Genomic DNA, 26,297 nt, shown 5'->3' with positions numbered 1-26,297 from the left:
TCGCGAGGCCGCCTGGGGGCGGCTTTTTTTGTTCAGTCACTTCACGCGGCCTGACAAGACCTTATGCCAGACAGCTTCTCGTGATAGCCTTGGGCCTGCTCTGGTTTGCCGCGATGGATGCGGGAATGCGCCTACGGCAACTTCAACGATGTATGTATTGACGTAAGCAAGCGCATCCTCAATCCAACCACATAGGAGTAGGGCATGAACGATCGAGTATCAGAAGAGTTGTTGGCGGCTGCCGCTAGGGGAAATGCAGACGAGGTAATGGCCAGGGTAAGCGTGCCAGAGCTGAATTTTCTGTACTTCATCAGGGCAGACGGTGAGCGTTTGACGACGACCTCTCAGCAGGTCGCGATGGCCTTCGGCAAGCACCACAAAAACGTGATGCGAGATATCCGTGCGCTGATTGACCAGATTCCCGAGGAGGACCGTCTGCTCAATTTTGAGCCGACGGTTGAGATGCGGCCAAATCCATCCGGGGGTGAGTCGATCGCTTCGCCCGGGTTTGCGATGAGCCGAGATGGATTTACGCTACTCGCAATGGGCTTCACAGGCAAGCGGGCGCTCGGCTTCAAGATCGCATATATCAAGGCGTTCAACGCTATGGCCGCCTACATAAAAAATCAGCGCGATGGCCTACGCTACCGCTGCATGGAGTTGGAACTGGAGGACAAGGACAGCAAACGGCGTGGTAGCTATCACGCAAAGGGGCTGAACCTGCGCAAGCGCGAAAAGAAGGTGATCGATCCGGAGCTTGCGGATCTCAAGGATAAGGTGCAGCCCAAGCTGGTGTAGCACCATCCGGCCTGCGCATCAGTTGGTGCACGGGTTTGCTCAGGTCGTTAAAAAGCCCCGACTAGCGGGGCTTTTCTCATTTGTGATCCGACGCAGCAGCGGATGCTGGTGCGATAGGCGCAGGTGCCGGAGGTGCCTGTGTATATACGGTCACAGGCGACTGCGGCACTGCCGCAGACTTCGACGCGTTGCTCATGGTGAAGAACAGGCCTGCAAACCCCAAGAACAGCGAGATCACCGTGGCCAACATCCAGCGCGTAATATCGGTGCTGGACTTGTGCAGGTCAGCCTTGAGGTCGGAAATATCAGACTTTGTAGCCGTCTGCTCCAGGCGTGACTCGATCTTCACCAAGCGCTCCTTGGCGTCGGTGGCGAATTCTTCGAGCTTTGCTATGCGGGCTTCCATGCGGCCATCATAGCCACCTCCGTCCCCACCGTCAAACGATTCCCCTGAAACCGCGTTCCTAATCGCGTTGAAGTCTCTTAGTTGCTTGACATTACTCATTGGTTAGCGCTCCACTCAGCGCTGCAAACATTTTCTGAGCTGTTTGCTGGTCATTTGCATTCGCGGTTTCAATATTAACTTGAAGCAATTTTTGGATTTCTTCTTTTTTGATAACGTTTGATTTTATTAATAAATTCGTCAAATCGATCCAAGCGATTCCTATCGCCGTGATTCCTTCGATTGTTGCAGCTACGCTAGATTTTTCGCTCATGGGAATTTAAATTATGATTGGTGTGAGTTTGCCTTGCATCGGATGGCGAATGGGGTCCTTTCTTGCCACTCCCTAATACGTCAATACGAGGGCATCTTGTCATCATGAGCAGGCCTTGGCAATCACGCCGATGAGCACGAGGAAGCCAATGCCGACAATGACATCGCGCCAGTTTGTTTGTGGCTGGTCGCAATCTCGCACATTCTCAGTTTTCGATTGCCGAGCGCGAGAGGCGCCCTCGCCAGAGTAGCTCGTATGTGAAATTCCGGTGCCAGGTACTCCGAGAGTGGTCTTGGTTTTTCGGCCGCGCTTTATGTTGACCGTGGCGCCCGGGCCGCCGATTGATGTGCTGAAGCCTGACTTGCTGATGTTGACCTTGACCCCAGGGAGAATCTTGATAGTTCTTCGAAAGCGAAAGCCCACTTTAGCCTCTCAATGCTTTTCGGCACCGCCGCATATCACGATTATATGATTTATTGATAATTGGAAATCTAACGAATTGTCACGATGACGTCGCGTGCTCGTGGCGAATAGCCTTCCAGTGATCTTCTAAACTACAACCAAGCCGCGACACCACCATGCCGCGAACACGTCCCGCGCCGACTCTTACTGAAGCTGTAGCTGCCATCTCGGCACTTCGCGCTGGCGCCGGCCGGCACCTTGCCGTCGACGCTCTTCGCCGGCGAGTGCACATCCTGGCCAGCCTTGTTCACGTAGTGGTTGTGCGTCTGCAGGTCGGCTTCGTTTGGTTCGGCTTTCTTCGGCGCAGCGGGTACAGTAGGAGCGCTGGCCGGCGGCGCCAGCTGGGCGAAGGCTGGGGCGACCAAGGAGGCCGCCAGAAGCAGGGTGGTGAGCAAAGTTCTCATCGCGGTCCTTCGCGGAGGTGGGATATGGTTGCGTATCGGATGGTGCGCGGACTATTTTTTATGCAACACCGCCATGGGAAGAGCACGCGCCCTGCTTATCCTTCGAGTGCGAAATCCAACCATCCTTGCACTGAACGGTATCATCGCCACCATTCCCACCGCCACAGCCGGTGAGCGAAATCAATACGATAAGTGACAGGTAGATAACGATAGTTTTCATATAATTCCTGCTGCGGCAAGGACGTGCCGTTTCGTAGTTGAATTATATGGTTTGTTGACCATTAGAAAACTATCTAATTATCACTATGATATGCTCTTGGCCTCGCAAATAGCCTTCCAGTGATCTTCGAACACTTCGCCGCGCGCACGATCATAGCGATCAGCATCTGACTCATTCGGGTATTTGAAGTCGGGGTCTCTCGCCTTCATTTCGTTCTGGGCCTTCATGCGTGCTATTACTTTGTCGGCCAGCAGTAGCACCTCAGCGGTCGTTTCTTCGCCAACCATGCCAGTGCGCTCCAGGTAGACTTCTTTGTTGATCCTCCCAGAGATGAAACGCCTAAACCCGACGTAGCCGCCCATCGCATTTTTTCCATTTACTTCTCCGCAGTGCCAGTTTTCGGCAATCAGGCGGTCATTGCGAAACTGCGCACTGAGCGGGTCGTTTAGTTTGTCAGCGACAAGTTTTCGAGCCTTCGGCAGGATGAACCATTCATCGTAATTGGCGTACGCCGCAATTCCAGCAGCCAAAGTAGCAAGCATGGCCACTGCCGCGATATAGGCAACTCGTTTCATCAACTCTCCAGAAATTAGAGGCGATCTCGGAAGTTCTTTGGTGTGAAGTGAACTACACGGCCAATTACGATGCAGTCAGAGCCTCGACAAGGCACCGGTTTGAATTCGGGATTGTCGGACGCCAGGAACCAATCGCGCCGCTCGTAGAGGAGGCGCTTTATGACGGCTTGGCCCTCATAATTCATCGCGAACACTCCACCGTTCTTGCGCACCTTATCAGCCGTGTTCACCACCGCGATGTCACCTTCGTACATCAGCGGCTGCATGCTATCGCCTTTGACCTTAACCGCAACCAGCGCGTTAGGATAGAGGTCGTTCTCTTCAAGCCATTGGCGCGGCACATGGTGCTTGCTGCCGCCATCATCGATTGGCTCGGCCACAAAACGGTCAATGCCGGCCTGCACCTCAATCGTCACCATTTGAATTGCCACCGAAGGCGGAGCGTGGTCGTCATCGTCTGTGATCGCTACTGCACCTGCAACCCGTAGCGCCTGGTCCGACAACGAGGGACTGAAGTCGCTGAGACCAACCCCCAGTAGGACTGCGAACTTCGCGCCGGCATCCACGTTGAGTGGAATTCGACCATTCAAATACTGTGCAAGGGCACTCTGCCCGAATCCCAGTAGATCTGCCGCTGCCTCTTGGGAGGAGGGTAGGCCGGACTCTTTGCGCGAGCGCTGCCATTCCTTGAAAAGGTCTTTGAGATTGGCGGCTTCGGCTAACTGTTCGGGGGATAGTGGTTGTGCTGGCATATTGCGAGAATATAAGTAAGCCTAATAACTTTCAATTAGTCCGACTGTTGACATTGGCTAGCAGTCCGACTAATATTGTTCGTATGAATGCGATATCTCGAATCCGGGCTCGGCTCGGCGTTACCCAACAGGTCCTCGCGACGGCGCTGAACGTCAGCCAAGGAAACATTTCGCACTACGAGCGAGGACAGTCAGTGCCACCTGACGCGGCAAAGCGGCTAATTGCGTTTGCCTCGACTCGCGGGCACGTCCTGAACTTCGAAGATATTTACGGCCCCGCCGCTACCGGAGAACCCCATGAACATCCGTAAGCACCTGGACACCTTCATGGCGAAGCTCGGGTATGTGCCGGCCGCCGCACTGGACGCGCTGGCAAAGCCCGGCAGCATCCCGCTGAAGATCGAAGTTGATGACAGCCAGGTGCGCAAGACCTTGGTGCTGCTGGAGCAGGTGACGCCGGCGGCGCTTGCAGCCGAAGCCGCATTGGCGAAGCTCTGGAACATCCAGGCGGCGATGCGGAATCAGTCGCCGAGCACCGGTTCCGGCGGAGCGACGGCAAAGCGGGAGACCAGCGGCGCCGGCCTTCGCATCTAGCCGGCTAGGTCGGAGCGAGAAGATATGTAGCTCTCGATGTCCGAAAAGAACATCTGCATCTGAGCTATCACTGCCGCCCGAACCTGATCTGTCGGAAGGGATGTGAGGGCCTCGGTTTGCACCGTCGCTGACTCTGCGTCCTGAAGAAATGCCGCTGCAGCTTGGCGCTCCGCATCCGGGTCGTGCTCGTAGAAACGGGTGAATAGGTGTTGAAGAATTAGGCGCTGTGCTGTTAAGGCCACATGAATTTTTTGCAAATCGTCCATGGGAGATCCCTTTGCAAGTTGTTGTGTGAGAACTGCAACTGTAACGCATTGGAATCTGCCGCCTGAATTTTTGAAAGGTAGTCATGAGCAATCATCAAACCATCACCGCCGCGCTGCTTGCCGCATTCAACCTGGACGCCGACAACGCTGATCCGGCTGCTGTCGCCAGCGCCGCCGCGACCGTGCTGCTGGCGTTCGCCGACGCGGTGCGCGGCCCGGCGCCGGTGGTTGGCGAGATGGCTAGCGTCGAGTTGGTAGCTGACGAAACGCCGACCCTGATCCTCGCCGAGCTGCGCAAGCAAAACACGCTGCTGGAAGTGCTGGCGAAGCAGGGCGATCGCTTCGCTCTTTGCGCCGCGCCAGCCACCGGCGCCGCTGCTTGCGGCCTGCCTGACTGACGGCGCCGGCCGCCAAGTTTGCAACACCTGAATCATCAGCATCACCCGAAAGCCTGAATCACTTTTATAGGAAAACATCATGAACCATACCCAGATGCCCAAACCTCGCATCCTCGTTGCGAAAGTGCTTTTCAACGAGGACGAATACCGCGATTTCAACCAGGCCTGCGCCGCCGCTGATGTGCCGCAAAGCCGCAAGCTGCGCGACTTGGCGCGTGGTTGGGTGGAGCAGCACAAGAATGATAAGCCGCCACGCTCGCGCATGGAATGGCCAGTCGGTGGCCAGAACATTGCCATGGTGCTGCCGGGCAGGACGAACTTCAGCATGCCGCGCCACCACATGCGCATGTGAATCCTCGGCCAGCCAGTTGCCTACGCCACCAATGCAAAGGAGCCACCGTGAATCCTCTTGTAAACCCATAGGAGAGCAGAACCACCATGCAACAGCACCTCGCCGTAAAGAATGCTCCCGATATCGAGATGCGCCTCGTCGCAATCGCCGATCTGTACGTTGATTCAGGAAGCGGCGGTTATCAGCGCGCACTGGACGTGATCCGCGCCAATAGCTACGCAAAGAACTTCGAGCCAGGCGCGATGAAGGCGATCAACGTCTCCGTGCGCCCCGATGGCCGGATGATGATCACCGACGGACAACACACCGTGCATATGGCCGGTCAACTGGGCTACACGCATATCCAAGCGATGGTGGTGCATGGTTCCCGCGAAAGCGAGGCCAAGTGTTTTTTAATTGGGAATGGCAAAGGCAAAAAGAACGCCACGTCCAAACAACGACATGACGCTGCGCTCGTCGCCAGAGATCCTGTCGCGCTCGCTGCACAGTCCATCATGAATACATATGGTATAGCGGTCAGCACCGGCGGCCTCCGTAAGGGGTTCACCAATGCGATTGGCGCCATTACCTCGTATTCAAACGCGAATCCCGCGGCGTTGAAGCGCGCAATGGACTGCATCGCTTCGGCGTGGAAGGAAGACGACTGCGCTTGGTCTGGCGTGGTGCTGCGCGGCATGTTTGATCTTGCGGTTGGCGCTCACGATATGGAGTTGATTGCCGCAAAGCTGCGCAAACGCAAGGCGACGGCAAGGCAGGTGATGGACATTGCCAGCGCGCTGCAGACAGCTGCTGGCGCACGCGGCGGCGGTGCTGCCCACGCAAAGGCGGCGATTTTGAAGGCATGTGGAATCAAGGTGCCCTGAACTCAACGAGCGGTAACGGGATGCCGCGCCCCGATGCGTGCGGCGACATAAAAGATGGAGAACTGCATGTCATTGACTGCACAAGCACAACCTGGTGCGCCAGCGCTGCTGGACACCCTGATCGACAAACTGAAACTGAAGAATGATGCGGAGCTGGCGCGTGCTTTCGAAGTGGCGCCACCCGTGATCAGCAAGATCCGCCACCGCAAGCTGCCGTTCGGCGACAGCATGATCCTGAAGGCGCACGAGAAATTCAACTTCGCCGTGGCTGACATCCGTGCCGGTCTGGCCGGGAAGGCACAGTAATCGATGACCCAGCAACACCAGAAAAAAGAGCAGGGCGCCGAGCCGCTGCCGACTGAGCCGGGCCATGTGATGGCTCGGGAGCATTACGAGCGCCTGGCGCGCGAAGCCGCCGCTCAACAGCAGAAATAGAAAAGGCCGCGTTGCAGCGCGGCCCGATCACCTACAAGAGGAATTACATGCCAGCCATTTTACAGCAAGGACCGGCGCCAGCACAGACTGGCACGCCGGAGGAGAAAGTCACACTCGCGGCCCGCGAATGGCGCGAAAAAGACCGTGAGCACATCGCTGAAAAGAACGCCACTACCAGCGCTGCGGAGTACCGCGCGCGCCGCAAGCTGCGCATGACGGTCGATCTGACTGACGGAAAGGCTGGCCAGCCATGAGGAAGCTCCCGCACTCGACCAGCCTCGCACACGCGATGCTGCGCCAGCTCGTCGCTGGGCCCGGCACCTTCTACCAAATCTGTGAAAAGCTCGAATTCGACATCGAGGACGACAAGGTCGAGAAGGTGTGTCGCGAGCACTTCCACGACTTGGTGGACGCTGGTCATGCATACCTGGTCGACCTGACCTATCACATCACCATCGCGGCGCGCGCAGCCATCGCGCCGCCCACGCCGTACGTCGGACAGGTCGCCGGCCCGGCGTACCGCGGCAAGCCGCATCCGATGTCGGTCACCATTGCGCGCCGCGCAGCGGGAGCACGGGCATGAAGCGCGATCTGATTGTCCACACGAAGGAATTCACCCATTTCCACTTCTGCTGTGGCCTTGGCGGTGGTAAGCAGGGCTTCAACGCGGCCCAGCCGCAGGTAGGCAACATGGCGGCCACTTTGCGCTGCATTGGCGGCATCGACGTCGATCCAGCCGCGATCCGCGACTTCGATAACGCCGGCCCAGGCCGGCCAGGCACCGTAATGGACCTGTTCACGCGCGCGCAGTACACAGCGTTTCATGGCAAGGAACCGCCGACCGGTTGGCGAGAGGTTGGTGCCGCTGACATCCGCCGTGCCGCCGGCAACGAGTCGCCCAACATCGTTTTCATCAGTTCGCCATGCAAGGGCGCCAGCGGCTTGCTGAGCGAGTCGCTGAGCAAGACAGCGAAGTACCAGGCACTCAACGAGCTGACGCTGCGCTGCATCTGGCTGATGGTGGAAGCTTGGGCTGACAACCCGGTGGACCTGATCGTGTTCGAGAACGTGCCTCGTCTCGCCACGCGTGGCCGGCGCCTGCTAGACCAGATCAACCAGCTGCTCCAGCAGTTCGGCTACGCCGTGGCCGAGACGACGCACGACTGCGGCGAGATCGGCGGTCTGGCGCAAAGCCGCAAGCGCTTCTTGCTGGTGGCGCGCCACATGGAGAAGGTGCCACCATTCCTGTACGAGCCGGAAAAAAAGCGCCTGCGCGCTGTCGGCGAGGTGCTTGGCCGCATGCCATTCCCTGGCGATGAGGCCGGCGGCCCGATGCACCGCATTCCGCGCTTGCAGTGGAAGACGTGGGTGCGTCTTGCCTTCGTTGAAGCTGGCAGCGACTGGCGCAGCCTGAATCGCCTGGCGGTGGAAGATGGTCACCTGAGCGAATACCTGATTCTTCCCGAGCGCAGTCACGACTACCTCGGCGTTAACGCCTGGAATCACCACACCGGTGCTGTGTCCGGGCGCGGCACGCCGACCACCGGTGCTTACTCGGTGGCCGATCCGCGCATGGATACCCAGGCCGAATACAGCCAATACGGGGTGATGCCGTGGATGGACACGAGCGGTGTGATCAGCGCCCAGTCGGCGCCAGGTGGGGGTAAGTATTCTGTTGCAGATCCGCGCCCGCCGGCCGGGCCGCTGTTCAGCAAATACGCGGTGACGCGCTGGGATAAGCGCACTGGTACGGTCATCGGCGGCGACGACCAGGGCGCGTACGCAGTGGCCGATCCACGGTCAAGCACGGGCTTTGAAGGCGCTGGCAAATACCTGGTGACGCCGTTCGAGGACGCTGCCGGCACGGTCATCGCCGGCAGCACGACGGGGCAAGGCGCTTTCGCGGTGGCTGACCCGCGCAGCGGCATCAACAGCCGTGTGAAGGGGGATGCCTACCTGACCGGCGGCCATTACGGCGTGCTTCCGTGGTATGGCCAGAGCGGCGCCGTCAGCGCGTCGGCCGGCTACGACAATGGTCGCTGGTCCGTAGCAGACCCTCGCATCGATGCGGTGCCTGCGCTGCCGGCGCAGAACGAGAAGACGGTGGCGATCATCCGCGCGCTGGATGGCACTTGGCATCGTCCGTTCACGACACTGGAGCTGGCCGCGCTGCAGTCGCTGATTGATCCGAGCGAGCACTGGTCGGCGGATGCGCAGACTCAGCGCGAAATCGACGAACATAAACGCCGGACCGGCGCCAGCGCATTTCCGATGCTGGACGGCACCAACGACAGCGCTCACCGCGAGAGGATCGGCAACGCCGTGCCGAAGCTGGCCGCGCAGGCGATCGGCGAAGTGATGGGCACGACGCTGCTGCTGGCCGCCGCCGGCGAGACGTTCACGCTCAGCGCGATGCCGATCTGGGTGCAGCCGGTGGCCATCGCGATCGCTTCCTCGCAGGGATCGACGTTATGAGCGCCGCGCAGCTGTGTTTTGACTTTGACGCGCCGCAGGCCGTTGGGCCGGCGCGTCGAAAGCGCTCGGTTTCTCCGGCCGCTGTCCGCCAGGCGCAGGAAGCGGAAAATCGCCGCCTGAAAGCGTACTGGGAGGCCCGCGATGCAGAGGAGGCCGCAGAGGCGCGTGCCTACTGGCAGGTCGGTATGGTCACGAGCATGCCGCTGTGGGCAGAGGTCCAGGACAGTACGCAAAAATACACGCAGATGCTCCCGGGTGTGGTCGAGTCGATCGACGGCGACCGCGCGGCCGTGCGCATCTACGCGGCACCGGAGTATGGCTGCTGGATGGAAGACTACCCGATCCACAAGAAGCTGGCCGTGAACGTGCAGCTGCGTGACCTCGGTCGCTACGCTCTGAACGAGGGATTGGAGCGTGTGGTTGCCGCCGGCCTGCTTGCGACAGGCGATTCAGGACTGGCGGCAGAAGTGCGGGCGCACCACCGGAACGCGATGTCGAACTTCGCGCACGAGCGTGAGATTGGGATGGTGGCTGCGTGATTCCGATTGTATTAGCCCGCTTAACCTGCGGAGCGAGTGACTGCGGCGAGGTAGTTGGTTGCCAGTACATCCGTAAGAGCAATGACCGCAGAATTTCTGGCGTCACCGGTTGAAAACTTGAACTGCTCTTCGACGATCTGCTTGGCGATGTCGATTTGTTCGAGTGTGGTTGCGTGAGCACGGGCCAATAGGGATTCTTGTCCGCCGGTCAGTGGTTTTGGTTCGATCGTCATGGAAGTCCTTAAATAAAGTTTCTAGAAAGATAATATCATGATTTATGATCTCTCTCGCGCGGAGCGGCAACACCGCGCTATCGCCAACGAAAAGCCGGGCCCGGTTCTCCAGCCGAAGCGCTGCGCCTGCGGCAAGGCGGCGCCGGCCAAAGTGCTGGTGCAGCATAAGAAGTGCCACGGCTGCCTGCTGGCCGACCGCGTCGCAACGCTACACGAGGGTGATCTCGACATCCTGCGCCACATGCTGGGCGCCACGCCGCACCATCCGAAGGCGCGCTGGGGCTTCCGCAACGAATACTTGGTGAACCGCCGCGATGCAGCCGCACTGGCGCGCCTGGTCGAAGCCGGCTTTGCGCGCGCTGGCCAGCCTCTGCTGCAGTTGCAGTACTTCCATGCCACCGACGTCGGTTGCCGCGTCGCGGGCCTGGACGCGAAGCGCGCACGCGTGGCGCTGTCGCTAGGAGGAAAGCCATGACGGCCGCCGTCGAGACTGTCGGCGCCGCCATGGCTATGCGGCGATCACGGCACCTTCAACGCCTCGATCATCTCGCGAAGCGCCTTCGCGATGGTCGCCTGGGCGAGATTCGAGTCCGTGAACAGATTGTTTTTATCCGCAGGCGCAATGATGTCGGCCTTCGACAACCACGTGCCGCTGTACGCGTCCGGATCAACGAGTTGGGCTTTGCCGCTCGCGCAGTAGTGCGGCGCGTCTCCAGGTTGCCAACCAGGTGGATTCTCTTCCCAGCAGGCCGTGGAGATTACCCAACCAGCGTGATAAGTCCGCATTGCACAAGCCATGCTTACCTCCTGAAGATCGAGAACGGAATCGTAGCATGAACCAAGCCGATATTTTCGCCGCTGGCGCCAAGCGCCTGCAGATGACCGACTCCATCGAAATGACGATTCAGTCGCTGCTGGCCTACGGCGCGTCGCACGACCACTGGGGCATCGCCTGGTCCGGCGGCAAGGACAGCAGCGCGACGCTCACGCTGATCATCTGGCTGCTGGATACCGGCCGCGTGCCGCGTCCCCAAACGCTGACAGTGTTTTACGCTGATACGCGGCAGGAACTGCTGCCGCTGGCACATGCCGCTCAGCAGATCATCGACGAGCTGCGCGAGCGCGGCATCCAGGTTGAAGTCGTGACCGCGCCATTAGACAAGCGCTTCATGGTCTACATCCTGGGCCGTGGCGTCCCGCCGCCGAACAACAATACTCTGCGCTGGTGCACGCGGCAGATCAAGATTGATCCGATGCAGCACGCGCTGGAGCAGCGCATCTCCGAACTTGACGGCCAGGTGCTGATGATCACCGGCGTGCGCCAAGGGGAGAGCGCAATCCGCGATCAGCGCATCGAGATGAGTTGCAGTAAGGATGGCGCCGAGTGCGGCCAGGGCTGGTATCAGAAAGTGCTGCCGGAGGCCAAGGGTCTTCGCGGCCGGTTGGCCACGCTGGCGCCGCTGCTGCACTGGCGTGTTTGCCACGTGTGGGAGTGGTTGCGGCACTGGGCGCCCGGTGCCGAGTTTGGCGACTGGAGCACGGCCGCGATCGCGGAGGCCTATGGCGGCGACGAGGCGGAAGAGATCAACGCGCGCACCGGCTGTACCGGCTGCCCGCTGGTTGACTCCGATATGGCGCTGGACAACATCCTGTTGAACCCGCAGTGGGCCTACTTGGCGCCGCTGAAGCGCATCAAGCCACTCTGGCGCGAACTGCGGTTGCCGAAGCATCGACTGCGCAAGGCCGGCCTTGAGATCCTGAAAAGTGGGAAAGCGGCGGCCAATCCGCAGCGTATGGGGCCGCTGACTTTCGAGGCGCGCCGCATGGGCCTCACGACGATTCTGGACATACAAGATGAAGTGAATGTCGCCGCGCGCGCCGCTGGCCGCCCGATGGTAGATCTGATCAACACAGAGGAAGAGGCGCGCATCCGCGAGTTGATCGAACTGGGAACCTGGCCAGATGGCTGGGATGGCGACGAACCGATCGCCACTACCGTCATGGATACCGTTTATGCGAACGGTGCGGTTCAACCTCGCCTCTTTTCGGAGACTGAGCTTTGATGAACCGCATCAGTTTAGGCAAGGCCAGTTTGATGATGCGCTGCACGCTCTTCAGCGTAGGCGATTGCGGTCGCTATCGCGGCGTCGCGGGTAAGGTAATCATCCGGGAGATTGTGCCTCATTGCTGGAACCTGGGGCTTCGCAAAATCGACTTTTCTTTCGAAGAGCACGGATGCCTGCCACTTTTCAGGGCGAACTTCAAGTGCCGAACAGTAGGCGACATAGTCGCCAGCTTCAAGAAAAACTTGGTGGGTCATGGCGCTCTCCTAAAGGTTGCAAGGATGATATTAGCATGATGCGCCGTTCACCCACGAAGTGCGGCATGGCGCCGATGAATCTATCACCGTCGCAATGCGTCGATCAGCTGTTTAGCCTCTCCGAGCAAGGCGTTGATGCACGCATCGCCGGTTGCAAAGCTTCGCCCTCCAGTGCTGAGCACCTGCATTCGTGGATCGACCCAGTCGCCCGGGTTCTCTCCAGGCTGCAGTTCTGCTTCGGCAATAGCTGTATATCGCGCAGGGTGGATCTTGCTCGCGATATGGCTGCATCGAATGGTTATTTCCCATCCTCTATAGGTCTCCTGAATGATGTGGGGCATGTCACGCCTCTGAATTATGTTGTAAATATTATTACTCGAATTGTTGAGCTTCATGATAGCAATTTGCTATCGAATCGCAGGGGTGTGCTATGAAGCGATCCCCGATGCCGCCCCGCAAGACGGCCATGAAGTCCAATGCGTTCGCGCGCGGTGAGCGCATCGAGGCGCGCGAGGTGACGAAGATAGCCACCAAGGCGGCGCGCGAGAAGAAGCACAAGTGTGCCGTACGCAGCTGCCGCGCAGAGTTCGTGCGGCCGGCGCCTTTCGTCATCTGGTGTTCGCCGGAATGCGGTGCTGTGCTGGCCATGGCTAAGCTGGATAAACAGCGACAGGCCGCGGCAAAGGCCGAACGCAAGGAACGCAAGGAGAAGCTGGCCAAGTTCAAGCGCAAGGCTGACCACGTGGCTGACTGCCAGAAGGCGTTCAACGCCTGGGTGCGATTCCGCGATCGTGACAAACCTTGTATTTGCTGCGGCCGTCGCGCCGCCGCTGGCTCGCTTACCGGCGGCGTCTGGGATGCCGGGCACTACCTGTCGCGCGGAAGCCATCCGCACCTCCGCTTCGATGAGCGCAACGTGTTCGCTCAGCTGAAGGGCTGCAACCGCCCAGGCGGCACCACGGCGGCATCGTTCCGCGCCGGCGTCATCGCGCGCATCGGCCTGGCCGCTGTCGAGGCGCTTGAGGCCGACAACGAGTCGCGCCACTACACGGTCGACCAGTTGATCGCCATGACCGCGCACTACCGAAAATTATTGAAAGACCTGAAGGCTGCTGCTGCACCAGCTGCTGGAATTTAACCTGAAACGGAAGAGACATGAGCGCATTTAGCCCTGAAGAACAAAAGCTGCTGGTGCAGGTCGAATACGGCCAGTTCCTGCGGGAGAAAATCAAGCTGGCCCAAAAGAAGGGCTTCGACGTGCCGCTGGAGCAGATCCACCCCGGCCTTAAGCCCCACACCCGCGACATCGTGCGCTGGGCGCTCGCCGGCGGCCAGCGCGCCATCTTCGCATCGTTCGGCCTGCACAAAACCAGCACCAACCTGGAGGTGATGCGGCAGATCGGAATCCGCCGACCGGAGATGTTCCGCCTGATCGTCTTGCCGCTGGGCGTGCGGCAGGAATTCATTCGTGAGGCCGCCAAGCGCTTCACCGGTGAGCAGGCCATCACGGTGCAGTTCGTGCGCACTGATGCTGAAATTGTCGACCCGACCGTGATCTACCTGACGAACTACGAGTCGGTCCGGGAAGGCAAGATCACCACCGGCCGCATCGGCGCCGTCGGCCTGGACGAAGCCAGCGTGTTGCGCAGCTACGGCAGCAAGACTTACCAGGAATTCCTGCCGATGTTCGAAGGCGTCGAATTCAAGTTCGTGTACACGGCCACGCCAAGCCCGAACCGTTTCAAGGAACTGATCCACTACGCTGGCTTCCTGGGCGTGATGGACACTGGCCAGTCGCTGACCCGCTTCTTCCAGCGCGATAGTGAGAAGGCCGGCAACCTGCAGCTGTATCCGCACAAGAAACATGAATTCTGGTTGTGGATCAACAGTTGGGCGGTGGTCATCCATCATCCGAGCGATCTGGGGCATTCAAACGAGGGTTACGACTTGCCGCCGATCGAGATCCGGTACCACGAGGTGCCCAGCAACTACGAGACGGCCGGCGTCGAGAAGAACGGACAAGGCCTGCTGATCCCGGATGTCGCCATGGGCCTGTCGGCGGCCGCCGGCGAGAAGCGCAACAGCATGGCGGCGCGCGTCGCCAAAGTCGCGGAGATCATCGCGGCGGCGCCGGAAGACCACTTCGTGGTCTGGCACGATCTAGAGGACGAACGGCACGCTATCCAAGCAGCAATTCCGACCGCCGTGAGCGTCTGGGGTACGCAGGATCTTGACGAACGCGAACAGCGCATTGCTGACTTCAGCGACGGCAAATTCCCGGTGCTGTCGACGAAGCCGATCATCGCCGGCTCGGGCTGCAACTTCCAGGCGCACTGCCACCGCGAGATCTTTGCCGGCGTCGGGTTCAAATTCAACGACTTCATCCAGGCCATTCACCGCGTCCAGCGCTTCCAGCAGAAGCACCCGGTCATCATCGACATCGTGCATACCGAGGTCGAGCGCAAGGTGCTGGCAGACCTGCAGGTGAAGTGGCAGCAGCACGACGAGATGCAGTCCAAGATGGGCGAGATCATCCGCACCTACGGGTTGGACCAGCTGTCGATGCAGGATGCGCTCGCGCGCACGATCGGCGTGCAACGCCAGGTCGCCGTCGGCGATCACTTCAGCGTCGCGCATAACGACTGCGTGTTGGAGGCGCTGGAGCAGCCTGAAAACTCTGTCGGCATGGTCCTGACGTCGATCCCGTTCGCCAACCATTACGAATACAGCCCGAGCTACAACGACTTCGGCCACACGCAGGACAATGCGCAATTCTGGCGCCAGATGGACTTCCTGACGCCGCAACTGCTGCGCATCCTGCAGCCGGGCCGCATCTACGCCTGCCACGTGAAGGACCGTATCCTGTTCGGAAACGTCACCGGCGCCGGCGTGCCGACTGTCAGTCCGTTCCACGCTGAAGCGCTGTTCCATGGCCTGAAGCACGGCTTCGACTACATGGGCATGATCACGGTGGTGACCGACGTGGTCCGGGAGAACAATCAGACCTACCGCCTGGGCTATTCCGAGGTGTGCAAGGATGGCACGAAGATGGGCGTCGGCTCGCCGGAGTACATCCTGCTGTTCCATAAGCCGCAGACGGACCGCGCGCGCGGCTACGCCGACACGCCAGTGACGAAGGTCAAGCCGCAGTGCCTGGGCGATGATGGCCTGCCGGTGGACTTCGATCGGACGCTGCCGCCGATCCCGGGCACCGGCTACAGCGTCGCGCGCTGGCAGGTCGATGCGCACGCATTCTGGCGCTCCAGCGGCAACCGCCTGCTGGGCGCGGCGGAGCTGGCCAGTTACGGCCCGGCCAAGCTGGCGAAGATGTTCACCGAGCTGTCGCTGGCCAACGTCTACGACTACCAACTGCACGTCGACACCGGCGAGCAGATGCTGGCGAGCAAGTCGCTGCCGGCCACGTACATGAGCTTGGCGCCGGGCAGTAGCGACCCGATGGTTTGGCATGACATCGTGCGCATGAAGACGCTGAACGGCGCCCAGGCGGCGCGCGCCGTCGAGAATCACGTGTGCCCATTCCAGATCGATATCGTTGATCGCCTGATTGGCCGCTACACCAACCCGGGCGAGGTGGTCTATGACCCGTTCCACGGATTGGGCACGGTCGGCGTTCGCGCGTTGAAGCTGGGCCGGAAAGGCCGCGGCTCGGAGCTCAACGCCGCTTACTTCCGCGACCAGGTGCACTACCTGCAGGAGGCGGAGCGCGAGGTCAGCATGCCGACGCTGTTCGACCTGGTGGCGCTGGACCAGGAGAATGCATCGTGACGCGCCGCCGTGTTTTGACCGATGACCAGGTGCGAGCCATCCGCGCAGCCTATAAGCCTGGTGTGCGTGGCGCTGGCTACCGTGAACTGGCGCGCCGCTTTCAGGTTGCGGAATCCACTGTGCGCGACGCGCTGACCGGCCGCACGCAGTATGTCGCAGGGGTGCGAGATGCGTGAATACGGAAAGGTGTACACCGCTTTTTGGACCAGTGAGGATGTGTCGGCCATGTCGGAGGACGAGCGTACTCTTGCGCTGTACCTTCTAACCTGCCCGCACGGCAACATGCTGGGATGCTTTCGCCTTCCGGAGGCATATGCTTCCGATGACCTTAAATGGAGTGCGGAAAGGGTATCGAAAGGGTTTGTAGGACTTGTCGCAAAGGGTTACATCTACCGTTGTGATAGGTCAAATTGGGTGGTCATCCTGCGCTACCTGAAGTGGAACCAGTTCGAAAATCCGAATGTAGGGAAGGCAGCGGGGAAACTTTTCGAAACCCTGTCGGGCCCGGTCATGGCGAAAGCCGCACTGGCTGCGGCTTTGCGCGAATTCTCCCCCGTTTTTCCTGCTGCTATTTTGGACAAATTCGAGGCTGAAAACGAACCCTTTCGAAAGCCTTCGGTACTGAGCCCCGAAACAGGAGCAGTAGCAGTAGCAGGAATAGGAGAAGGAAACAACACGTCGGCGAAAAGCGCCGCCGTGGCGCCGCCTCCCGTTGCCGATGATGATGAAAGCAGGGAGCGACGCAAACAGCGCCGCAGTACTCCCGAGGACGAACAGTGCGCCCGCTGGCTGTTTGGTCGCATCCTGGCGAACAACCCGGGCCACAAGCCTCCGAACTTCGAAAACTGGTCCGACGACGTGCGGCTGATGCGTGAGCGCGATGGCCGCACCCACCGCGAGATATGCGAGCTGTTCAGCTGGGCGCAAGACGACGATTTTTGGCGCGCCAACATCCTGTCGCCCAGCAAGCTGCGCGAGAAGTGGGATCAGCTCGCCATCAAGCGTCGAGGGAGCGTGCCGGGAGCGTCGGCGATCCAGCAACTGGGCAAGGCAGGCCAGGCTACTGCGCGCGCAGTCGAGGAACTTTTGAAGGATCAGAGCCATGACTGAGGACGACAAAAAACGGTTCTTCACCACCCTGATCGGCGTGGCCGACTACTACGGCAAAGAGCTATCCAAGGGCGTGCTGACGGTCTACTGGGAAGGTCTGCGCGAGTACAACCTGGAGGCCGTCGAGAAGGCGCTGTGGGCCCACGCGAAGAACCCGGACAGCGGACAGTGGATGCCCAAGGTTGCGGATGTGGGCAAGATGCTTCAGGGGCGAACTGCCGACCAGGCTGCGGTAGCCTGGTCGAAGGTTGATCGGGCAGTGCGTCAGGTCGGCTCCTACGCCGATGTCGTGTTCGACGATGCGCTGATCCACCGCGTTTTGCACGACATGGGCGGCTGGTTGCAGTTAATGGGTAAGGTTGAGAGTGATTGGCCGTTCATCGCACGCGAATTCGAGAATCGCTATCGCGGGTACCGGATGCGTGGCGAGACACCGGCTTATCCTCCTCGCCTCATTGGCATGGCTAACGCCCACAACGGAAAGCAGGGCTTCGCGCTCCAGGTGCCGGTGCTGGTCGGGGATCCGGCAGCTGCCCAGCGCGTGCTGGCCGGCGGCAGTGATACGCCTCTACTCGCGATGCAGCGTGCGACCGTGCCACGGTTGGAGGGGTGAGATGGCCAATACCAAGAAGCGTCGCAAGGCTTACAAGCCCAAGCCTTGCGTCCTGCCGCTGGGCATGCGCAAGTCGGTCGAGTTCGAGATGCCCGGGTTCCAGGCCAGCGTGGCGCTCGGGATGGACCATCTGCAGGAGCAGCACATCTACGACCTGCTGTCGAACGCCGATTTGGTGCGCCGCATCGCGCCGGCCGGCCACGAGATCCTGCCGATCGCACACGCGATGGTGCTGGCCATCGCTGAGATCCAGGCGCGGGCCCAGCGTGTCGGCAAGCACGGCGTGACCGGCGACGAGATGCGTGTGCTGCGCGAAGGCGTCGGCCGGACGATGGTCTACCTGCGGTCGGTACCGAACGTCGCCATCGCGCGAGCCGCGCAGGCCGCGGTGGCCGAGTTCGACCTCACCGGAGTGCTGCGAGTATGAACGCGCCGCTCCGCAAGGATGAGCTGCTGGCCGTGATGCTGGCGCCGGCGCGCCACTCGCCGGAACGCAGCCGCGCGCTGCCTGCGGCATGCTACCGCGACCCGGCCGAATCGGTGAAGCTGGAAGCGGAGAAGCCGAAGCCAAAACCGAAGAAACCCAAGCCGCCAAAGGTCAACAAGAAGTGGCGATGACGAAGAACAACAGATTCCCGGCAACGCCTCTTTCTTTTTTTCATGGATGTGTTAACGTTCGGGCTTCCACATCGAGGTAACCCATGGGCTTCGCCGACCGCTTCCTTCACGCTGTAAATTCCACCAACTTGCAGGACGACGCGCACCACCACGACACCGACCCGCTGTGCGCGGCGGCGCTGGCGGACACGGCCGGCGCTGGCATCGGCTCGCTGCTGTCGCGTGTGAAGTACGCCGACGGCACGCAGCACAAGCTTTTCGAATCCGGCAGCGCCAACCTGGCGCAGCTGCTGCGCATCTGGACCGCGCGCGTCATCGAGAAGGGGCGTGAGCGGAAATGGTTGAAGGAGAATACAGCCTGGGATTCGGACAGTGCGCAGAAACTTTACCGGCGCATCGCCGAGCGCTCGCTGGCGCACTGGCTCGACGGCAAATGCCCGGCGTGCAGCGGTAGTGGCAACACGGCCGATCGCCGAATCTGTGCGCCCTGCAAAGGCACCGGGAAAGCCGAGATCGCCGGCGCCGGTGGCTTCGAACTGGAGAAGGTCAAGGACATGGTCAGCGAGTTGGAGGGCCTGCTCCAGTCGCACAATGCGCGCGCTGGAGGCATCTTGAGATGAGTATCTGGATATTTCCATATGGAAATTGTATACTCGCATCTTAATTTATAGGATGCTCATGATGTTCGCCAGATCTCAAGTTCTTGCTATTGTTGGTTGTTTATTTGTGTCGGGATGTGCAACGAAAATACCGAAAGAGATGGTACTCAAGGATCCGTTGAATAGAGTAATCGAGTCAAATGTCGGTAGCAACGTCGATAAGATCCGTTTGGCATGTGCGAAGAACATGCTTGCTGCATCCCCGGCAAACCACGCGACTGATATATCCACGCGCGTTGTATCTCAAGGCGAAATCACCACGATTGATGTTGATGCAGTGCTGCACATAAGCGGTAGTTTTAGTCCGCCGCTGCCTGTTACGTTCAACTGCTCGTATAAAAACGGGAATATTTACCAGACACATTGGACGCGCGGGCTAAAGTGATGCTGAACTTGAAGATCAGCGGTTGACATGAGGATTCGAGTACGTTAACGTCTAGTCGTACACACTCTTGGCACTCGTAATGCAGGCTCCGAGCCTCACCGATAACCGGGATTCGAGGCTAGCACCAACTCCGTTGATACTTTCGCTCGTGTGTACTGCTCACTTCGCAGATAGCGCTGGAGCAAACATCGAAGCCACCCTTGCGGTGGCTTTTTCATTTGTCAATTCGACTACCTGACCGTTTCTGACTGCAACATCAGGGCGCGCACTTCGTCAACGCTTCCGAATTTAAGTCGCGCTTTAGTCTTCGCATCTTCAAACCAAATTATCGCCGCACCATTGTTGGGCTGATTCTCATCGATCCACGCCTTGGCGAGCGACCGGTCATGGGGCATCTCTGAATTCACGACATCAATTAACACCGTAACGCCCTGAACAATGTCCTTCATAAGCTGCTTATTACGGTGGGTTGCTATCGGAACGTAGTACGGATTTTTTGGTTGGGACATATGGCCTCCTGACCGCTTGTTTGACCCATAGTCCCATCAAAGCGCCGAGACTGTCGCTCCTTAAGGGATGTCAACCATGACCGACACCACGAAGCCCACTAAGGAGTGCGTCCGGGAGTACATGGATCGCCGCACGCACGAGCCGCTGGACCCGCCGCCCACCGGCGATGAGATCCGGCGTCAACTCGGCTGGCACCTGCTGCCGCGGAATCGCCAGCCGGACAGCGGCGACACAGAATGAAGCGCGCAGGCCGCGCAAAGCAAGCCTCCGAGGAGGTGCGCATCATGAAGAAGTAGCCTCACAAGAACATTTTAGACAGAGCACCCAGCCGGGCGCCGCCTTCGGGCCGCGCGCCAGACCGGCCGCCAGGACGCTGTAACCTGGCAACCACACACCAGCGACGACATCGCGCGCGATGAATCAAAGTCCGCAGGCAATCAGACCACGAACACGCTGAGCCGCAGCACCTGGCGGCCAATGACCCAAAGGTACTCGTGGAAACCGACCGGTAAGCCGGTTCGCTGATGTGTGTTTGAGGGCTGGGAGTTCCCGGCCGCCACAATAATTCGTTGTATCTGCGTGAGTCCCGAGGTCACAGCAGAGGACTAGTTGCAAGGCGGAGATCAGTGGGTAATTTGCGATGCTTCGCTTGCGTTGAGCAGCGCGGCACCTCGCGCTGCTAAATGTTTATGCTTTAGCTGCAGGTATAGGGCGGTTTCGCCCGTGTCATGCGCTTCGATCGGATTTTCCTCGTACATCAAGTAAAAATGAGACTCGGCCAGACTTAGTCCGACCAAAACCTCATCGCCATCCGCACCAACTGTCAAGGCACCCTTGTCCAGTAGGTCGCTGCGACGCTCCTCGTCCAAATGAAGCATTTCTCGCCTCGATCGTTTATCTAAAACGAGCCAATGCTACGCTGATCGATATCACTCTGCAGCACGCTACGGGGCAGAAATCGCAGTTGATGCGGGGAAATGCGTTTATCGATGCGACGGGCTGGATAACTATTCGGCGCCAGGCTTCGGGCAGCTTAGGCGACGTCGGACAGCGTTCATTTGTCGAGAGTGTACATGGCGATCGCGTAGCTCCTTATATAACGGCGACTCCGCTGCACCAACATTTTCGGACGCAGTTCTTTCAACGGCGAGAACGAACTCTGACTCGTTGACCGTGAGGCCGCGCAGCGTTTCCGTCCCATTGGCATCGACTGTCAGCGCATCGTTAGACAGGAGCATTCGGCGTTCGATTTCCGCGAGATTTAGCATTTTACTCTCCAGAAATAAGTGTAAATTCGCAATTCCATGCTATCGCAAAAAATATTTGTTGTCAGCGCGCAGCACTAATTGTGCGTCGCTTGAACCGGTATTGACTCGGTTGTACAACGCGACCGTCCATCGCGCTCCAGCGGGCGGGCTACGAAAAGCGGGCGCAGTCGCTGACGAAACATGACCGAGTGGTTCCGGCCGCCGCGTGCAGGTCACCGCGCCCGGCGGTTCCAGCCCGGAGCGGGCGGCGACAAACAGAAAGAATGCTATGAACAAGCACCAGCACCACACGAACAATGCAGTGCTGGGTGCGCCCAAGGACTGGGACCAGGCGCAGTTGCCATGCGACGCGCTGCCGATCACCCGCATCGAGGTGGAGGGCATGCCTGCGGTGGTCAGCTACTGGAAGCCGTCCGCGAACGAGCTGGCCATCCTAGCCGCCGGCGGATCCGTCGCGCTGACCGTGCTGGGCGTGACGATGCCGCCTGTGATGCTGGCGGTCGACCCAGCTTAGCTCCGGCTATTCGGCTGGCAGCGATAGTGGTGGCAACGACATCATTTGTTGCATCAATTGCTGCGAGCGGATTCTGGCTTTGGCGATGTCGGCTGCGTCGAGCTGGAAGTTGTACTGATTTTGTTTATAGAATTCGCGCTGGCTTTCGCCGCTACTCGCTGCGGAGAGTAGTTTCCAGCTGTACGCCTCGACAGGATCTATGTCGGCGAGTTTTGTCGAAAGCATTTCAACCGCCGAAGCGTTCCCCCTCAAGGCAACTTGGCTGAAAAGCTTAAACGCCTCGACCTTTGGAATTTTAGAGAAGTCGTAATCAGGATCGTATTCCAGCGCGCTATTGGTGAATATGTATCGCGCCCCCAGTTGAATCTGAGCGTAGATGTTGCCCTGGTCTGCAAGCGAGCGAAGCTCCTTGTATCCCATCGCGTAATATCGGTCTGGCGTGCGCAAGCCGGCAGCCTTGAGCGCTTTGCGGATAGTCGCTGCGGTTTCGGCACCTGCTGGTTGGATGGCCGCGCCTTTCGAAAATGGCGAGAGCGTGGCTGGCTCTATGGCTGTCGGCGGATTTCTCGAAGCATCAAGAATTGGTCCGCTGCTCTCTGCTGTGCGCGCGCTGTTCTCAATTGTGACCGGAGTAGAGGGGCTCGGCCAGAACCACCAAATAGCCAGGGTGAATCCGGCCAGTATGATGATGATCTTTGATCGTGAGTTCATGTTTAAATGCCCGCCAGTTGCGGCGGGCGGACGTGAAGGATTTAGTGGCAGGCGCCGTAGTAGCCGCCTTGCTGGTGTGCGTAGGCCGCTGCATCAGCTTGACTGCACATAGGGAGATTGAACGTCATTCCGTTGATGCATACTGGATATTGTTGCGGATTGCTGCCGCCAGGACAACCTTGTTCATTTTTCGGATCAATTTTCGACTGCCAGACCTGGTCATAGTTGCCATCGTCCCGGCTCCTCAGGATGACCACGCTGTCTCCGGCTTGGCTTAGCTGAGTCGTCAACAAGTACACTCCCGCTGGACCGTAGGAGCCGCTGCTCCACACAGCTTGCCCCGCCTTGTTGTATACGACGAAATTACCATCGCCTTGTATGACCGCGTAGTCGCCGTAAACACCAGTCCACCAGACTGGAACCATCCCAGTCTTACGATAGAACACTAAGTTTCCATCTGTCTGCATGACCAAAACATGGCTGCCGTTGTCAAGGGAGTCGCCTTGAGCCAGCATACTCGGTGCCTTGTTGCTAAACAGGAAGCCGTTGTACACGGTAGCTCTGGTCACTGGCGACAAGAGTGCGGATAGCAGCAGAAGTACGAAAGTGAGTTTGCGTTTCATATCATCCTCATGAGTAGTGGGACATCCCACCGTTGAAGTATAGTTCTATCAATATTGACACAATCTCACCAATTGTCACTATTGGTATACAAGTCAACGTAATAATTAGGTATGCCAAGAATGGCGAGTCGCGATAAAACCCAAGTTCGGCATGGTCGACCTTCGCCACCTACGGCGTTCGCCGACCCGCTGAACTGCCGGTTCGCCCCAGCGCCAGAGGTGCTGACCTGGGCCCGGGGCGAAATCCTCACCGAGGGCGGCCAGCTGCACAATCCCGACCACGCCCACCTGGAGTACTGCGACGTGCAGTTCCTGTGGGCACCGGGCAGCTTCAACAAGCAGGGCCGCACGGTGATCGGCCAGTGCGAAGAAATGCTCTTCCGCTGTGGACCATGGCAGAAGGGCCGCCAGCAACAGCAGATGACCGACTGGTTCGGCATGGTGCCCGATTACCTGATCACCTTGGACGCCAGCTACTGCCTGACCTGCAGCGACGCGGAGTTCTGCGCGCTGGTCGAACACGAGCTGATGCATATAGGGCAGGAGATCGACGAGTTCGGGTCGCCAAAGTTCACTAAAGAGGGGCTGCCGAAACTAACGCTGCGCGCGCACGACATTGAAGAGTTCGTTGGTGTGGTCGCCCGTTACGGCGCGACGCCCGAGATTCAGCGACTGATCGATGCAGTCGCAGCTGGCCCGACGGTCAGCTCTGCGTCGATCAGCCGCGCGTGTGGTACATGCTCCCGAGGATGATATGGATATGGAAGAGTGGCGTGTCGCGCCCGGCTGGCCGAATTACGCAGTTAGCTCGCATGGTCGCGTTAAGCGCCTGACGACTCGCAACAGCGGCGTGGCCGGTGCGATTCTCGCCTCATTTCGGGTATGCGGATACCCATCGGTAAATCTCTCCGCTCCCGGCACCCGCAAATCCGTTCGTGTTCACCGACTGGTTGCTGAAGCGTTCCTGGCGCAACCCGAAGGTGCTACGGAGGTGAATCACATCGACGCGAGCAGGGATAATAACCACGTCACTAACTTGGAATGGGTGACTGCCAGCGGCAACCGGCTGCATGCCTATCACTACGGCAAATTGCGAGCCACTGGCGAATCGAATGGCTACTCCAAGCTTACTGAAAATGCAGTGGCAGCAATTCGCGGCGCAGGCGCTGAGGAGGTACTAGCGAAGCAGTTCGGCGTGTCCGTCCGCACCGTGCGCGATGTGCGTGCGCGCCGCACCTGGAACCATATTTAAGGGCACTGATACCTGTCTGCTGAAGGCGGCTTGACATTGACGGCCCCTTGACGGAAGGCAATCCCCATGGCGGCACTCAAGGATGACGTAAAAGCCTTCATCGTGCAGGCCCTGGCGTGCTTCGACAAGCCGACCCAGGTTGTCACGTCGGTCAAGGAGCAATTCAAGCTCGACGTCACCCGCCAGCAGGTGGAGACTTACGACCCGACGAAGTACGCCGGCCGGACACTGAACATCAAGTGGCGCACGCTGTTCGATGACACGCGCAAGCGCTTCCGCGAGGAGACGGCCGAGATCGGCATCGCCAATCGCGCTGCGCGGCTGCGCGCTCTGGACCGAATGGCCGACAAGGCCGAGTCGAAGGGCAACCTGCCGCTGGCCATGCAGATCATCGAGCAGGCCGCCAAGGAAGTCGGCGACGTCTACGTGAACCGCCGACTGGATCCGCCGAAAGCACCGGTGGGCACCCAGGAGGGCGGCATTCCTGCTGCGCCGGAGTATGTGCTGAAGCCTGACGAAGATGTCCCAGACCAGCCCATACTCTGACCCGCCGGTAAAGCTGACGCCGAAGCAGGCGAACATTTACTGCTGGGGATTCCAGAAGAAGGCGCGCTTCCGCGACGCGGTGTGCGGCCGACGCTTCGGCAAGACGTTCCTGGGTAAGGCTGAGATTCGCCGCGCGGTGCGCCTGGCCGCCAAGTGGAACGTCAGCGTCGAGGATGAGATCTGGTACGGCGCGCCGACCTTCAAGCAGGCGAAGCGCGTTTTTTGGCGTCGGCTGAAGCAGGCGATCCCGGCCAGTTGGCGCGCGAGCAAGCCGAACGAGACCGAGTGCTCGATCACGACGAAGGCCGGCCACGTGGTCCGCATCGTAGGTCTGGATTCATACGACAATCTGCGCGGCTCGGGCCTATTCTTCGTGCTGGTGGACGAATGGGCGGACTGCCCGTACGAAGCGTGGGAAGAAGTGCTTCGCCCGATGCTGTCGACTTGCAAGTATGAGATCGACGGCGAGCAGCGGGTCGGCGGCCATGCGCTGCGGATCGGCACGCCGAAGGGCTTCAACCACTGCTACGACAGCTATCTGGATGGCCAAGGCCGCGAGCCGGACCACAAGAGCTGGCTCTACACCTCGGTCGACGGCGGCAATGTCCCGCCGGAGGAGATCGAGGCGGCGCGGCGCAAGATGGACCCGCGTACGTTTCGCCAGGAGTATCTGGCAAGCTTCGAGAATTACCAGGGCGTCATCTACTACTGCTTCGACCGTCGGAAGAATCACACGGACGACGCGGTCAAGCCTGGCGACGCGCTGCACATCGGCATGGACTTCAACGTGGGCAAGATGGCCGCCGTGGTCTTCGTCATCCGCGACGATATGCCGCGCGCGGTGGATGAGTTCACGGAGGTGTTCGACACCCCGGCCATGATCATCAAGATCAAGGAGCGTTATCAGCAGGCTGGCCAGCAGCACACGGTATCGGTCTATCCAGATGCCTCCGGCCAAAACCGAAAGTCCAGCTGCGCGAGCGAGTCGGACCTGACCCTTCTGCGCGGCGCCAAGTTCGCCGTGGTGGTGGACCACAGCAACCCGGCCGTGAAGGACCGGATCAACAGCGTCAATGCGATGCTGTGCAATACCTACGACCAGCGCCGATTCCTGGTCAACACGAACAAGTGCCAGAAGTACACGCTGTCGCTGGAGCGCCAGATCTACGACGACAAGGGTGAGCCAGACAAGAAGGGTGGCTTCGACCACGCCAACGACGCTGGCGGCTACTTCATCACGAAGCGCTGGCCTGTGACGAAACGCGATACCAGCGTCTCTCCGCTGCTCATGTAACAAGGA

The 26,297-nt window shown here is 59.6% G+C and carries 45 protein-coding genes; 29 read left to right on the top strand and 16 right to left on the bottom strand.

The window, feature by feature from the left end; all coding sequences use genetic code 11:
• Nucleotides 1–204 precede the first annotated feature (204 nt).
• A complete protein-coding gene (locus tag GJ698_RS02395; protein WP_154355974.1) occupies nt 205–798 on the top strand; it encodes a Rha family transcriptional regulator in 594 nt (197 codons plus the stop codon).
• A 76-nt stretch (nt 799–874) separates the two neighbouring features.
• On the opposite strand, the gene GJ698_RS02390 is transcribed toward GJ698_RS02395, so the two are convergent.
• The 7 genes from GJ698_RS02390 to GJ698_RS02360 all read right to left on the bottom strand — a co-directional run bounded on the left by GJ698_RS02390 (nt 875) and on the right by GJ698_RS02360 (nt 3,927).
• Nucleotides 875–1,303: a hypothetical protein gene (locus tag GJ698_RS02390; RefSeq protein ID WP_154355973.1), complete on the bottom strand. Its 429-nt coding sequence runs from the start codon at nt 1,301–1,303 to the stop codon at nt 875–877.
• Nucleotides 1,296–1,514, bottom strand: a complete 219-nt coding sequence (locus GJ698_RS02385; protein ID WP_154355972.1) for a hypothetical protein — start codon at nt 1,512–1,514, stop codon at nt 1,296–1,298. Before GJ698_RS02385 ends, GJ698_RS02390 begins: the two co-directional genes overlap by 8 nt.
• 102 nt (nt 1,515–1,616) lie before the next feature.
• Nucleotides 1,617–1,937, bottom strand: a complete 321-nt coding sequence (locus tag GJ698_RS02380) for a DUF4236 domain-containing protein (RefSeq protein ID WP_371865105.1) — start codon at nt 1,935–1,937, stop codon at nt 1,617–1,619.
• 131 nt (nt 1,938–2,068) lie between these two features.
• A complete protein-coding gene (locus GJ698_RS02375; RefSeq protein WP_154355971.1) occupies nt 2,069–2,380 on the bottom strand; it encodes a DUF3761 domain-containing protein in 312 nt (103 codons plus the stop codon).
• A gap of 58 nt (nt 2,381–2,438) precedes the next feature.
• On the bottom strand, nt 2,439–2,600 hold the full coding sequence (locus tag GJ698_RS02370) for a DUF3761 domain-containing protein (RefSeq protein WP_154355970.1): 162 nt from the start codon (nt 2,598–2,600) through the stop codon (nt 2,439–2,441).
• An 83-nt stretch (nt 2,601–2,683) separates the two neighbouring features.
• A complete protein-coding gene (locus GJ698_RS02365; RefSeq protein ID WP_154355969.1) occupies nt 2,684–3,175 on the bottom strand; it encodes a hypothetical protein in 492 nt (163 codons plus the stop codon).
• A gap of 14 nt (nt 3,176–3,189) precedes the next feature.
• A complete protein-coding gene (locus GJ698_RS02360; RefSeq protein ID WP_154355968.1) occupies nt 3,190–3,927 on the bottom strand; it encodes a LexA family transcriptional regulator in 738 nt (245 codons plus the stop codon).
• Nucleotides 3,928–4,010: 83 nt separating this feature from the next.
• Here GJ698_RS02360 and GJ698_RS02355 point away from each other — a divergent pair, with 83 nt between their 5' ends.
• On the top strand, nt 4,011–4,238 hold the full coding sequence (locus tag GJ698_RS02355; RefSeq protein WP_154355967.1) for a helix-turn-helix domain-containing protein: 228 nt from the start codon (nt 4,011–4,013) through the stop codon (nt 4,236–4,238).
• Entirely contained in the window at nt 4,225–4,521 is a 297-nt protein-coding gene (locus GJ698_RS02350) for a hypothetical protein (protein ID WP_154355966.1), read from the top strand. Before GJ698_RS02355 ends, GJ698_RS02350 begins: the two co-directional genes overlap by 14 nt.
• Here the strand turns inward: GJ698_RS02350 and GJ698_RS02345 are convergent.
• Entirely contained in the window at nt 4,518–4,787 is a 270-nt protein-coding gene (locus tag GJ698_RS02345; RefSeq protein WP_154355965.1) for a hypothetical protein, read from the bottom strand. The genes GJ698_RS02350 and GJ698_RS02345 overlap by 4 nt on opposite strands.
• A gap of 83 nt (nt 4,788–4,870) precedes the next feature.
• On the opposite strand from GJ698_RS02345, the gene GJ698_RS02340 reads away from it, so the two are divergent.
• From GJ698_RS02340 to GJ698_RS02305, 9 genes are all read left to right on the top strand, one after another.
• Entirely contained in the window at nt 4,871–5,185 is a 315-nt protein-coding gene (locus tag GJ698_RS02340; protein WP_154355964.1) for a hypothetical protein, read from the top strand.
• A gap of 79 nt (nt 5,186–5,264) precedes the next feature.
• Entirely contained in the window at nt 5,265–5,537 is a 273-nt protein-coding gene (locus tag GJ698_RS02335) for a hypothetical protein (RefSeq protein ID WP_154355963.1), read from the top strand.
• Between the two features lie 86 nt (nt 5,538–5,623).
• Nucleotides 5,624–6,400 carry a DUF6551 family protein gene (locus tag GJ698_RS02330; protein WP_154355962.1) on the top strand — a complete coding sequence of 259 codons (777 nt, stop codon included), beginning with the start codon at nt 5,624–5,626 and terminating at the stop codon, nt 6,398–6,400.
• A gap of 66 nt (nt 6,401–6,466) precedes the next feature.
• Complete coding sequence (locus GJ698_RS02325; protein ID WP_154355961.1) at nt 6,467–6,706, top strand: hypothetical protein; 240 nt, start codon at nt 6,467–6,469, stop codon at nt 6,704–6,706.
• A gap of 3 nt (nt 6,707–6,709) precedes the next feature.
• On the top strand, nt 6,710–6,835 hold the full coding sequence (locus tag GJ698_RS31120) for a hypothetical protein (protein ID WP_267874768.1): 126 nt from the start codon (nt 6,710–6,712) through the stop codon (nt 6,833–6,835).
• A gap of 47 nt (nt 6,836–6,882) precedes the next feature.
• Nucleotides 6,883–7,089 carry a hypothetical protein gene (locus GJ698_RS02320; protein ID WP_154355960.1) on the top strand — a complete coding sequence of 69 codons (207 nt, stop codon included), beginning with the start codon at nt 6,883–6,885 and terminating at the stop codon, nt 7,087–7,089.
• Nucleotides 7,090–7,124: 35 nt separating this feature from the next.
• Nucleotides 7,125–7,418, top strand: coding sequence for a hypothetical protein (locus GJ698_RS02315; protein ID WP_154355959.1), 294 nt, complete (start codon nt 7,125–7,127; stop codon nt 7,416–7,418).
• A complete protein-coding gene (locus GJ698_RS02310) occupies nt 7,415–9,310 on the top strand; it encodes a DNA cytosine methyltransferase (protein WP_154355958.1) in 1,896 nt (631 codons plus the stop codon). The genes GJ698_RS02315 and GJ698_RS02310 overlap by 4 nt, the downstream gene beginning before the upstream one ends.
• Nucleotides 9,307–9,849, top strand: coding sequence for a hypothetical protein (locus tag GJ698_RS02305; protein ID WP_154355957.1), 543 nt, complete (start codon nt 9,307–9,309; stop codon nt 9,847–9,849). Before GJ698_RS02310 ends, GJ698_RS02305 begins: the two co-directional genes overlap by 4 nt.
• 20 nt (nt 9,850–9,869) lie before the next feature.
• Here GJ698_RS02305 and GJ698_RS02300 read toward each other — a convergent pair whose 3' ends face one another.
• A complete protein-coding gene (locus tag GJ698_RS02300; protein ID WP_154355956.1) occupies nt 9,870–10,082 on the bottom strand; it encodes a hypothetical protein in 213 nt (70 codons plus the stop codon).
• Between the two features lie 37 nt (nt 10,083–10,119).
• Here GJ698_RS02300 and GJ698_RS02295 point away from each other — a divergent pair, with 37 nt between their 5' ends.
• On the top strand, nt 10,120–10,557 hold the full coding sequence (locus tag GJ698_RS02295) for a hypothetical protein (protein ID WP_154355955.1): 438 nt from the start codon (nt 10,120–10,122) through the stop codon (nt 10,555–10,557).
• A gap of 44 nt (nt 10,558–10,601) precedes the next feature.
• Here GJ698_RS02295 and GJ698_RS02290 read toward each other — a convergent pair whose 3' ends face one another.
• Entirely contained in the window at nt 10,602–10,880 is a 279-nt protein-coding gene (locus GJ698_RS02290; RefSeq protein ID WP_154355954.1) for a hypothetical protein, read from the bottom strand.
• A gap of 35 nt (nt 10,881–10,915) precedes the next feature.
• Here GJ698_RS02290 and GJ698_RS02285 point away from each other — a divergent pair, with 35 nt between their 5' ends.
• Nucleotides 10,916–12,145 (top strand): phosphoadenosine phosphosulfate reductase domain-containing protein, encoded by a 1,230-nt coding sequence (locus GJ698_RS02285; RefSeq protein ID WP_154355953.1) that lies wholly within the window; start codon nt 10,916–10,918, stop codon nt 12,143–12,145.
• A 14-nt stretch (nt 12,146–12,159) separates the two neighbouring features.
• Here the strand turns inward: GJ698_RS02285 and GJ698_RS02280 are convergent, their stop codons facing one another.
• Both GJ698_RS02280 and GJ698_RS02275 read right to left on the bottom strand, forming a co-directional pair.
• The gene (locus tag GJ698_RS02280; RefSeq protein ID WP_154355952.1) at nt 12,160–12,402 is read right to left on the bottom strand and encodes a hypothetical protein; all 243 of its coding nucleotides are present in this window, start codon (nt 12,400–12,402) and stop codon (nt 12,160–12,162) included.
• 83 nt (nt 12,403–12,485) lie between these two features.
• The gene (locus tag GJ698_RS02275; RefSeq protein WP_154355951.1) at nt 12,486–12,797 is read right to left on the bottom strand and encodes a hypothetical protein; all 312 of its coding nucleotides are present in this window, start codon (nt 12,795–12,797) and stop codon (nt 12,486–12,488) included.
• 35 nt (nt 12,798–12,832) lie between these two features.
• On the opposite strand from GJ698_RS02275, the gene GJ698_RS02270 reads away from it, so the two are divergent.
• The 9 genes from GJ698_RS02270 to GJ698_RS02230 all read left to right on the top strand — a co-directional run bounded on the left by GJ698_RS02270 (nt 12,833) and on the right by GJ698_RS02230 (nt 19,573).
• A complete protein-coding gene (locus GJ698_RS02270) occupies nt 12,833–13,540 on the top strand; it encodes a recombination protein NinG (RefSeq protein ID WP_208023759.1) in 708 nt (235 codons plus the stop codon).
• A gap of 17 nt (nt 13,541–13,557) precedes the next feature.
• Complete coding sequence (locus tag GJ698_RS02265; protein ID WP_154355950.1) at nt 13,558–16,188, top strand: DNA methyltransferase; 2,631 nt, start codon at nt 13,558–13,560, stop codon at nt 16,186–16,188.
• Nucleotides 16,185–16,364 carry a hypothetical protein gene (locus GJ698_RS02260; protein ID WP_154355949.1) on the top strand — a complete coding sequence of 60 codons (180 nt, stop codon included), beginning with the start codon at nt 16,185–16,187 and terminating at the stop codon, nt 16,362–16,364. The genes GJ698_RS02265 and GJ698_RS02260 overlap by 4 nt, the downstream gene beginning before the upstream one ends.
• The gene (locus GJ698_RS02255) at nt 16,357–17,298 is read left to right on the top strand and encodes a phage replication protein O (RefSeq protein WP_154355948.1); all 942 of its coding nucleotides are present in this window, start codon (nt 16,357–16,359) and stop codon (nt 17,296–17,298) included. Before GJ698_RS02260 ends, GJ698_RS02255 begins: the two co-directional genes overlap by 8 nt.
• The gene (locus GJ698_RS02250; RefSeq protein ID WP_154355947.1) at nt 17,291–17,911 is read left to right on the top strand and encodes a DUF6475 domain-containing protein; all 621 of its coding nucleotides are present in this window, start codon (nt 17,291–17,293) and stop codon (nt 17,909–17,911) included. Before GJ698_RS02255 ends, GJ698_RS02250 begins: the two co-directional genes overlap by 8 nt.
• A 1-nt stretch (nt 17,912) precedes the next feature.
• Nucleotides 17,913–18,338, top strand: coding sequence for a hypothetical protein (locus GJ698_RS02245; protein WP_154355946.1), 426 nt, complete (start codon nt 17,913–17,915; stop codon nt 18,336–18,338).
• Complete coding sequence (locus tag GJ698_RS02240; RefSeq protein WP_154355945.1) at nt 18,335–18,529, top strand: hypothetical protein; 195 nt, start codon at nt 18,335–18,337, stop codon at nt 18,527–18,529. Before GJ698_RS02245 ends, GJ698_RS02240 begins: the two co-directional genes overlap by 4 nt.
• Nucleotides 18,530–18,612: 83 nt before the next feature.
• Nucleotides 18,613–19,149: a hypothetical protein gene (locus GJ698_RS02235; protein ID WP_154355944.1), complete on the top strand. Its 537-nt coding sequence runs from the start codon at nt 18,613–18,615 to the stop codon at nt 19,147–19,149.
• A 58-nt stretch (nt 19,150–19,207) separates the two neighbouring features.
• The gene (locus tag GJ698_RS02230; RefSeq protein ID WP_154355943.1) at nt 19,208–19,573 is read left to right on the top strand and encodes a hypothetical protein; all 366 of its coding nucleotides are present in this window, start codon (nt 19,208–19,210) and stop codon (nt 19,571–19,573) included.
• A 230-nt stretch (nt 19,574–19,803) separates the two neighbouring features.
• On the opposite strand, the gene GJ698_RS02225 is transcribed toward GJ698_RS02230, so the two are convergent.
• Nucleotides 19,804–20,082, bottom strand: coding sequence for a hypothetical protein (locus GJ698_RS02225; protein ID WP_154355942.1), 279 nt, complete (start codon nt 20,080–20,082; stop codon nt 19,804–19,806).
• A 76-nt stretch (nt 20,083–20,158) separates the two neighbouring features.
• Here GJ698_RS02225 and GJ698_RS30420 point away from each other — a divergent pair, with 76 nt between their 5' ends.
• Entirely contained in the window at nt 20,159–20,323 is a 165-nt protein-coding gene (locus GJ698_RS30420) for a hypothetical protein (protein WP_166454783.1), read from the top strand.
• Nucleotides 20,324–20,706: 383 nt separating this feature from the next.
• Here the strand turns inward: GJ698_RS30420 and GJ698_RS02220 are convergent, their stop codons facing one another.
• On the bottom strand, nt 20,707–20,961 hold the full coding sequence (locus GJ698_RS02220) for a hypothetical protein (RefSeq protein ID WP_154355941.1): 255 nt from the start codon (nt 20,959–20,961) through the stop codon (nt 20,707–20,709).
• A gap of 658 nt (nt 20,962–21,619) precedes the next feature.
• Here GJ698_RS02220 and GJ698_RS02215 point away from each other — a divergent pair.
• Entirely contained in the window at nt 21,620–21,865 is a 246-nt protein-coding gene (locus tag GJ698_RS02215) for a hypothetical protein (RefSeq protein WP_154355940.1), read from the top strand.
• Between the two features lie 6 nt (nt 21,866–21,871).
• Here the strand turns inward: GJ698_RS02215 and GJ698_RS02210 are convergent, their stop codons facing one another.
• Nucleotides 21,872–22,576: an SEL1-like repeat protein gene (locus GJ698_RS02210; RefSeq protein WP_154355939.1), complete on the bottom strand. Its 705-nt coding sequence runs from the start codon at nt 22,574–22,576 to the stop codon at nt 21,872–21,874.
• 41 nt (nt 22,577–22,617) lie between these two features.
• On the bottom strand, nt 22,618–23,199 hold the full coding sequence (locus GJ698_RS30590) for a hypothetical protein (protein ID WP_154355938.1): 582 nt from the start codon (nt 23,197–23,199) through the stop codon (nt 22,618–22,620).
• A 120-nt stretch (nt 23,200–23,319) separates the two neighbouring features.
• Between GJ698_RS30590 and GJ698_RS02200 the strand changes: the two genes are divergently transcribed.
• From GJ698_RS02200 to GJ698_RS02185, 4 genes are all read left to right on the top strand, one after another.
• The gene (locus GJ698_RS02200; RefSeq protein WP_166454782.1) at nt 23,320–23,952 is read left to right on the top strand and encodes a putative metallopeptidase; all 633 of its coding nucleotides are present in this window, start codon (nt 23,320–23,322) and stop codon (nt 23,950–23,952) included.
• 1 nt (nt 23,953) lies between these two features.
• The gene (locus tag GJ698_RS02195) at nt 23,954–24,451 is read left to right on the top strand and encodes an HNH endonuclease (RefSeq protein ID WP_208023758.1); all 498 of its coding nucleotides are present in this window, start codon (nt 23,954–23,956) and stop codon (nt 24,449–24,451) included.
• Between the two features lie 66 nt (nt 24,452–24,517).
• Nucleotides 24,518–24,997, top strand: a complete 480-nt coding sequence (locus GJ698_RS02190; protein ID WP_154355937.1) for a DUF2280 domain-containing protein — start codon at nt 24,518–24,520, stop codon at nt 24,995–24,997.
• Nucleotides 24,972–26,291: a phage terminase large subunit family protein gene (locus tag GJ698_RS02185; protein WP_154355936.1), complete on the top strand. Its 1,320-nt coding sequence runs from the start codon at nt 24,972–24,974 to the stop codon at nt 26,289–26,291. Before GJ698_RS02190 ends, GJ698_RS02185 begins: the two co-directional genes overlap by 26 nt.
• Nucleotides 26,292–26,297 lie beyond the last annotated feature (6 nt).

The sequence above is a fragment of the Duganella aquatilis genome, from assembly GCF_009674565.1.
Lineage (GTDB): Bacteria > Pseudomonadota > Gammaproteobacteria > Burkholderiales > Burkholderiaceae_D > Rugamonas > Rugamonas aquatilis.
This window is presented reverse-complemented; position numbering and strand designations above follow the sequence as displayed.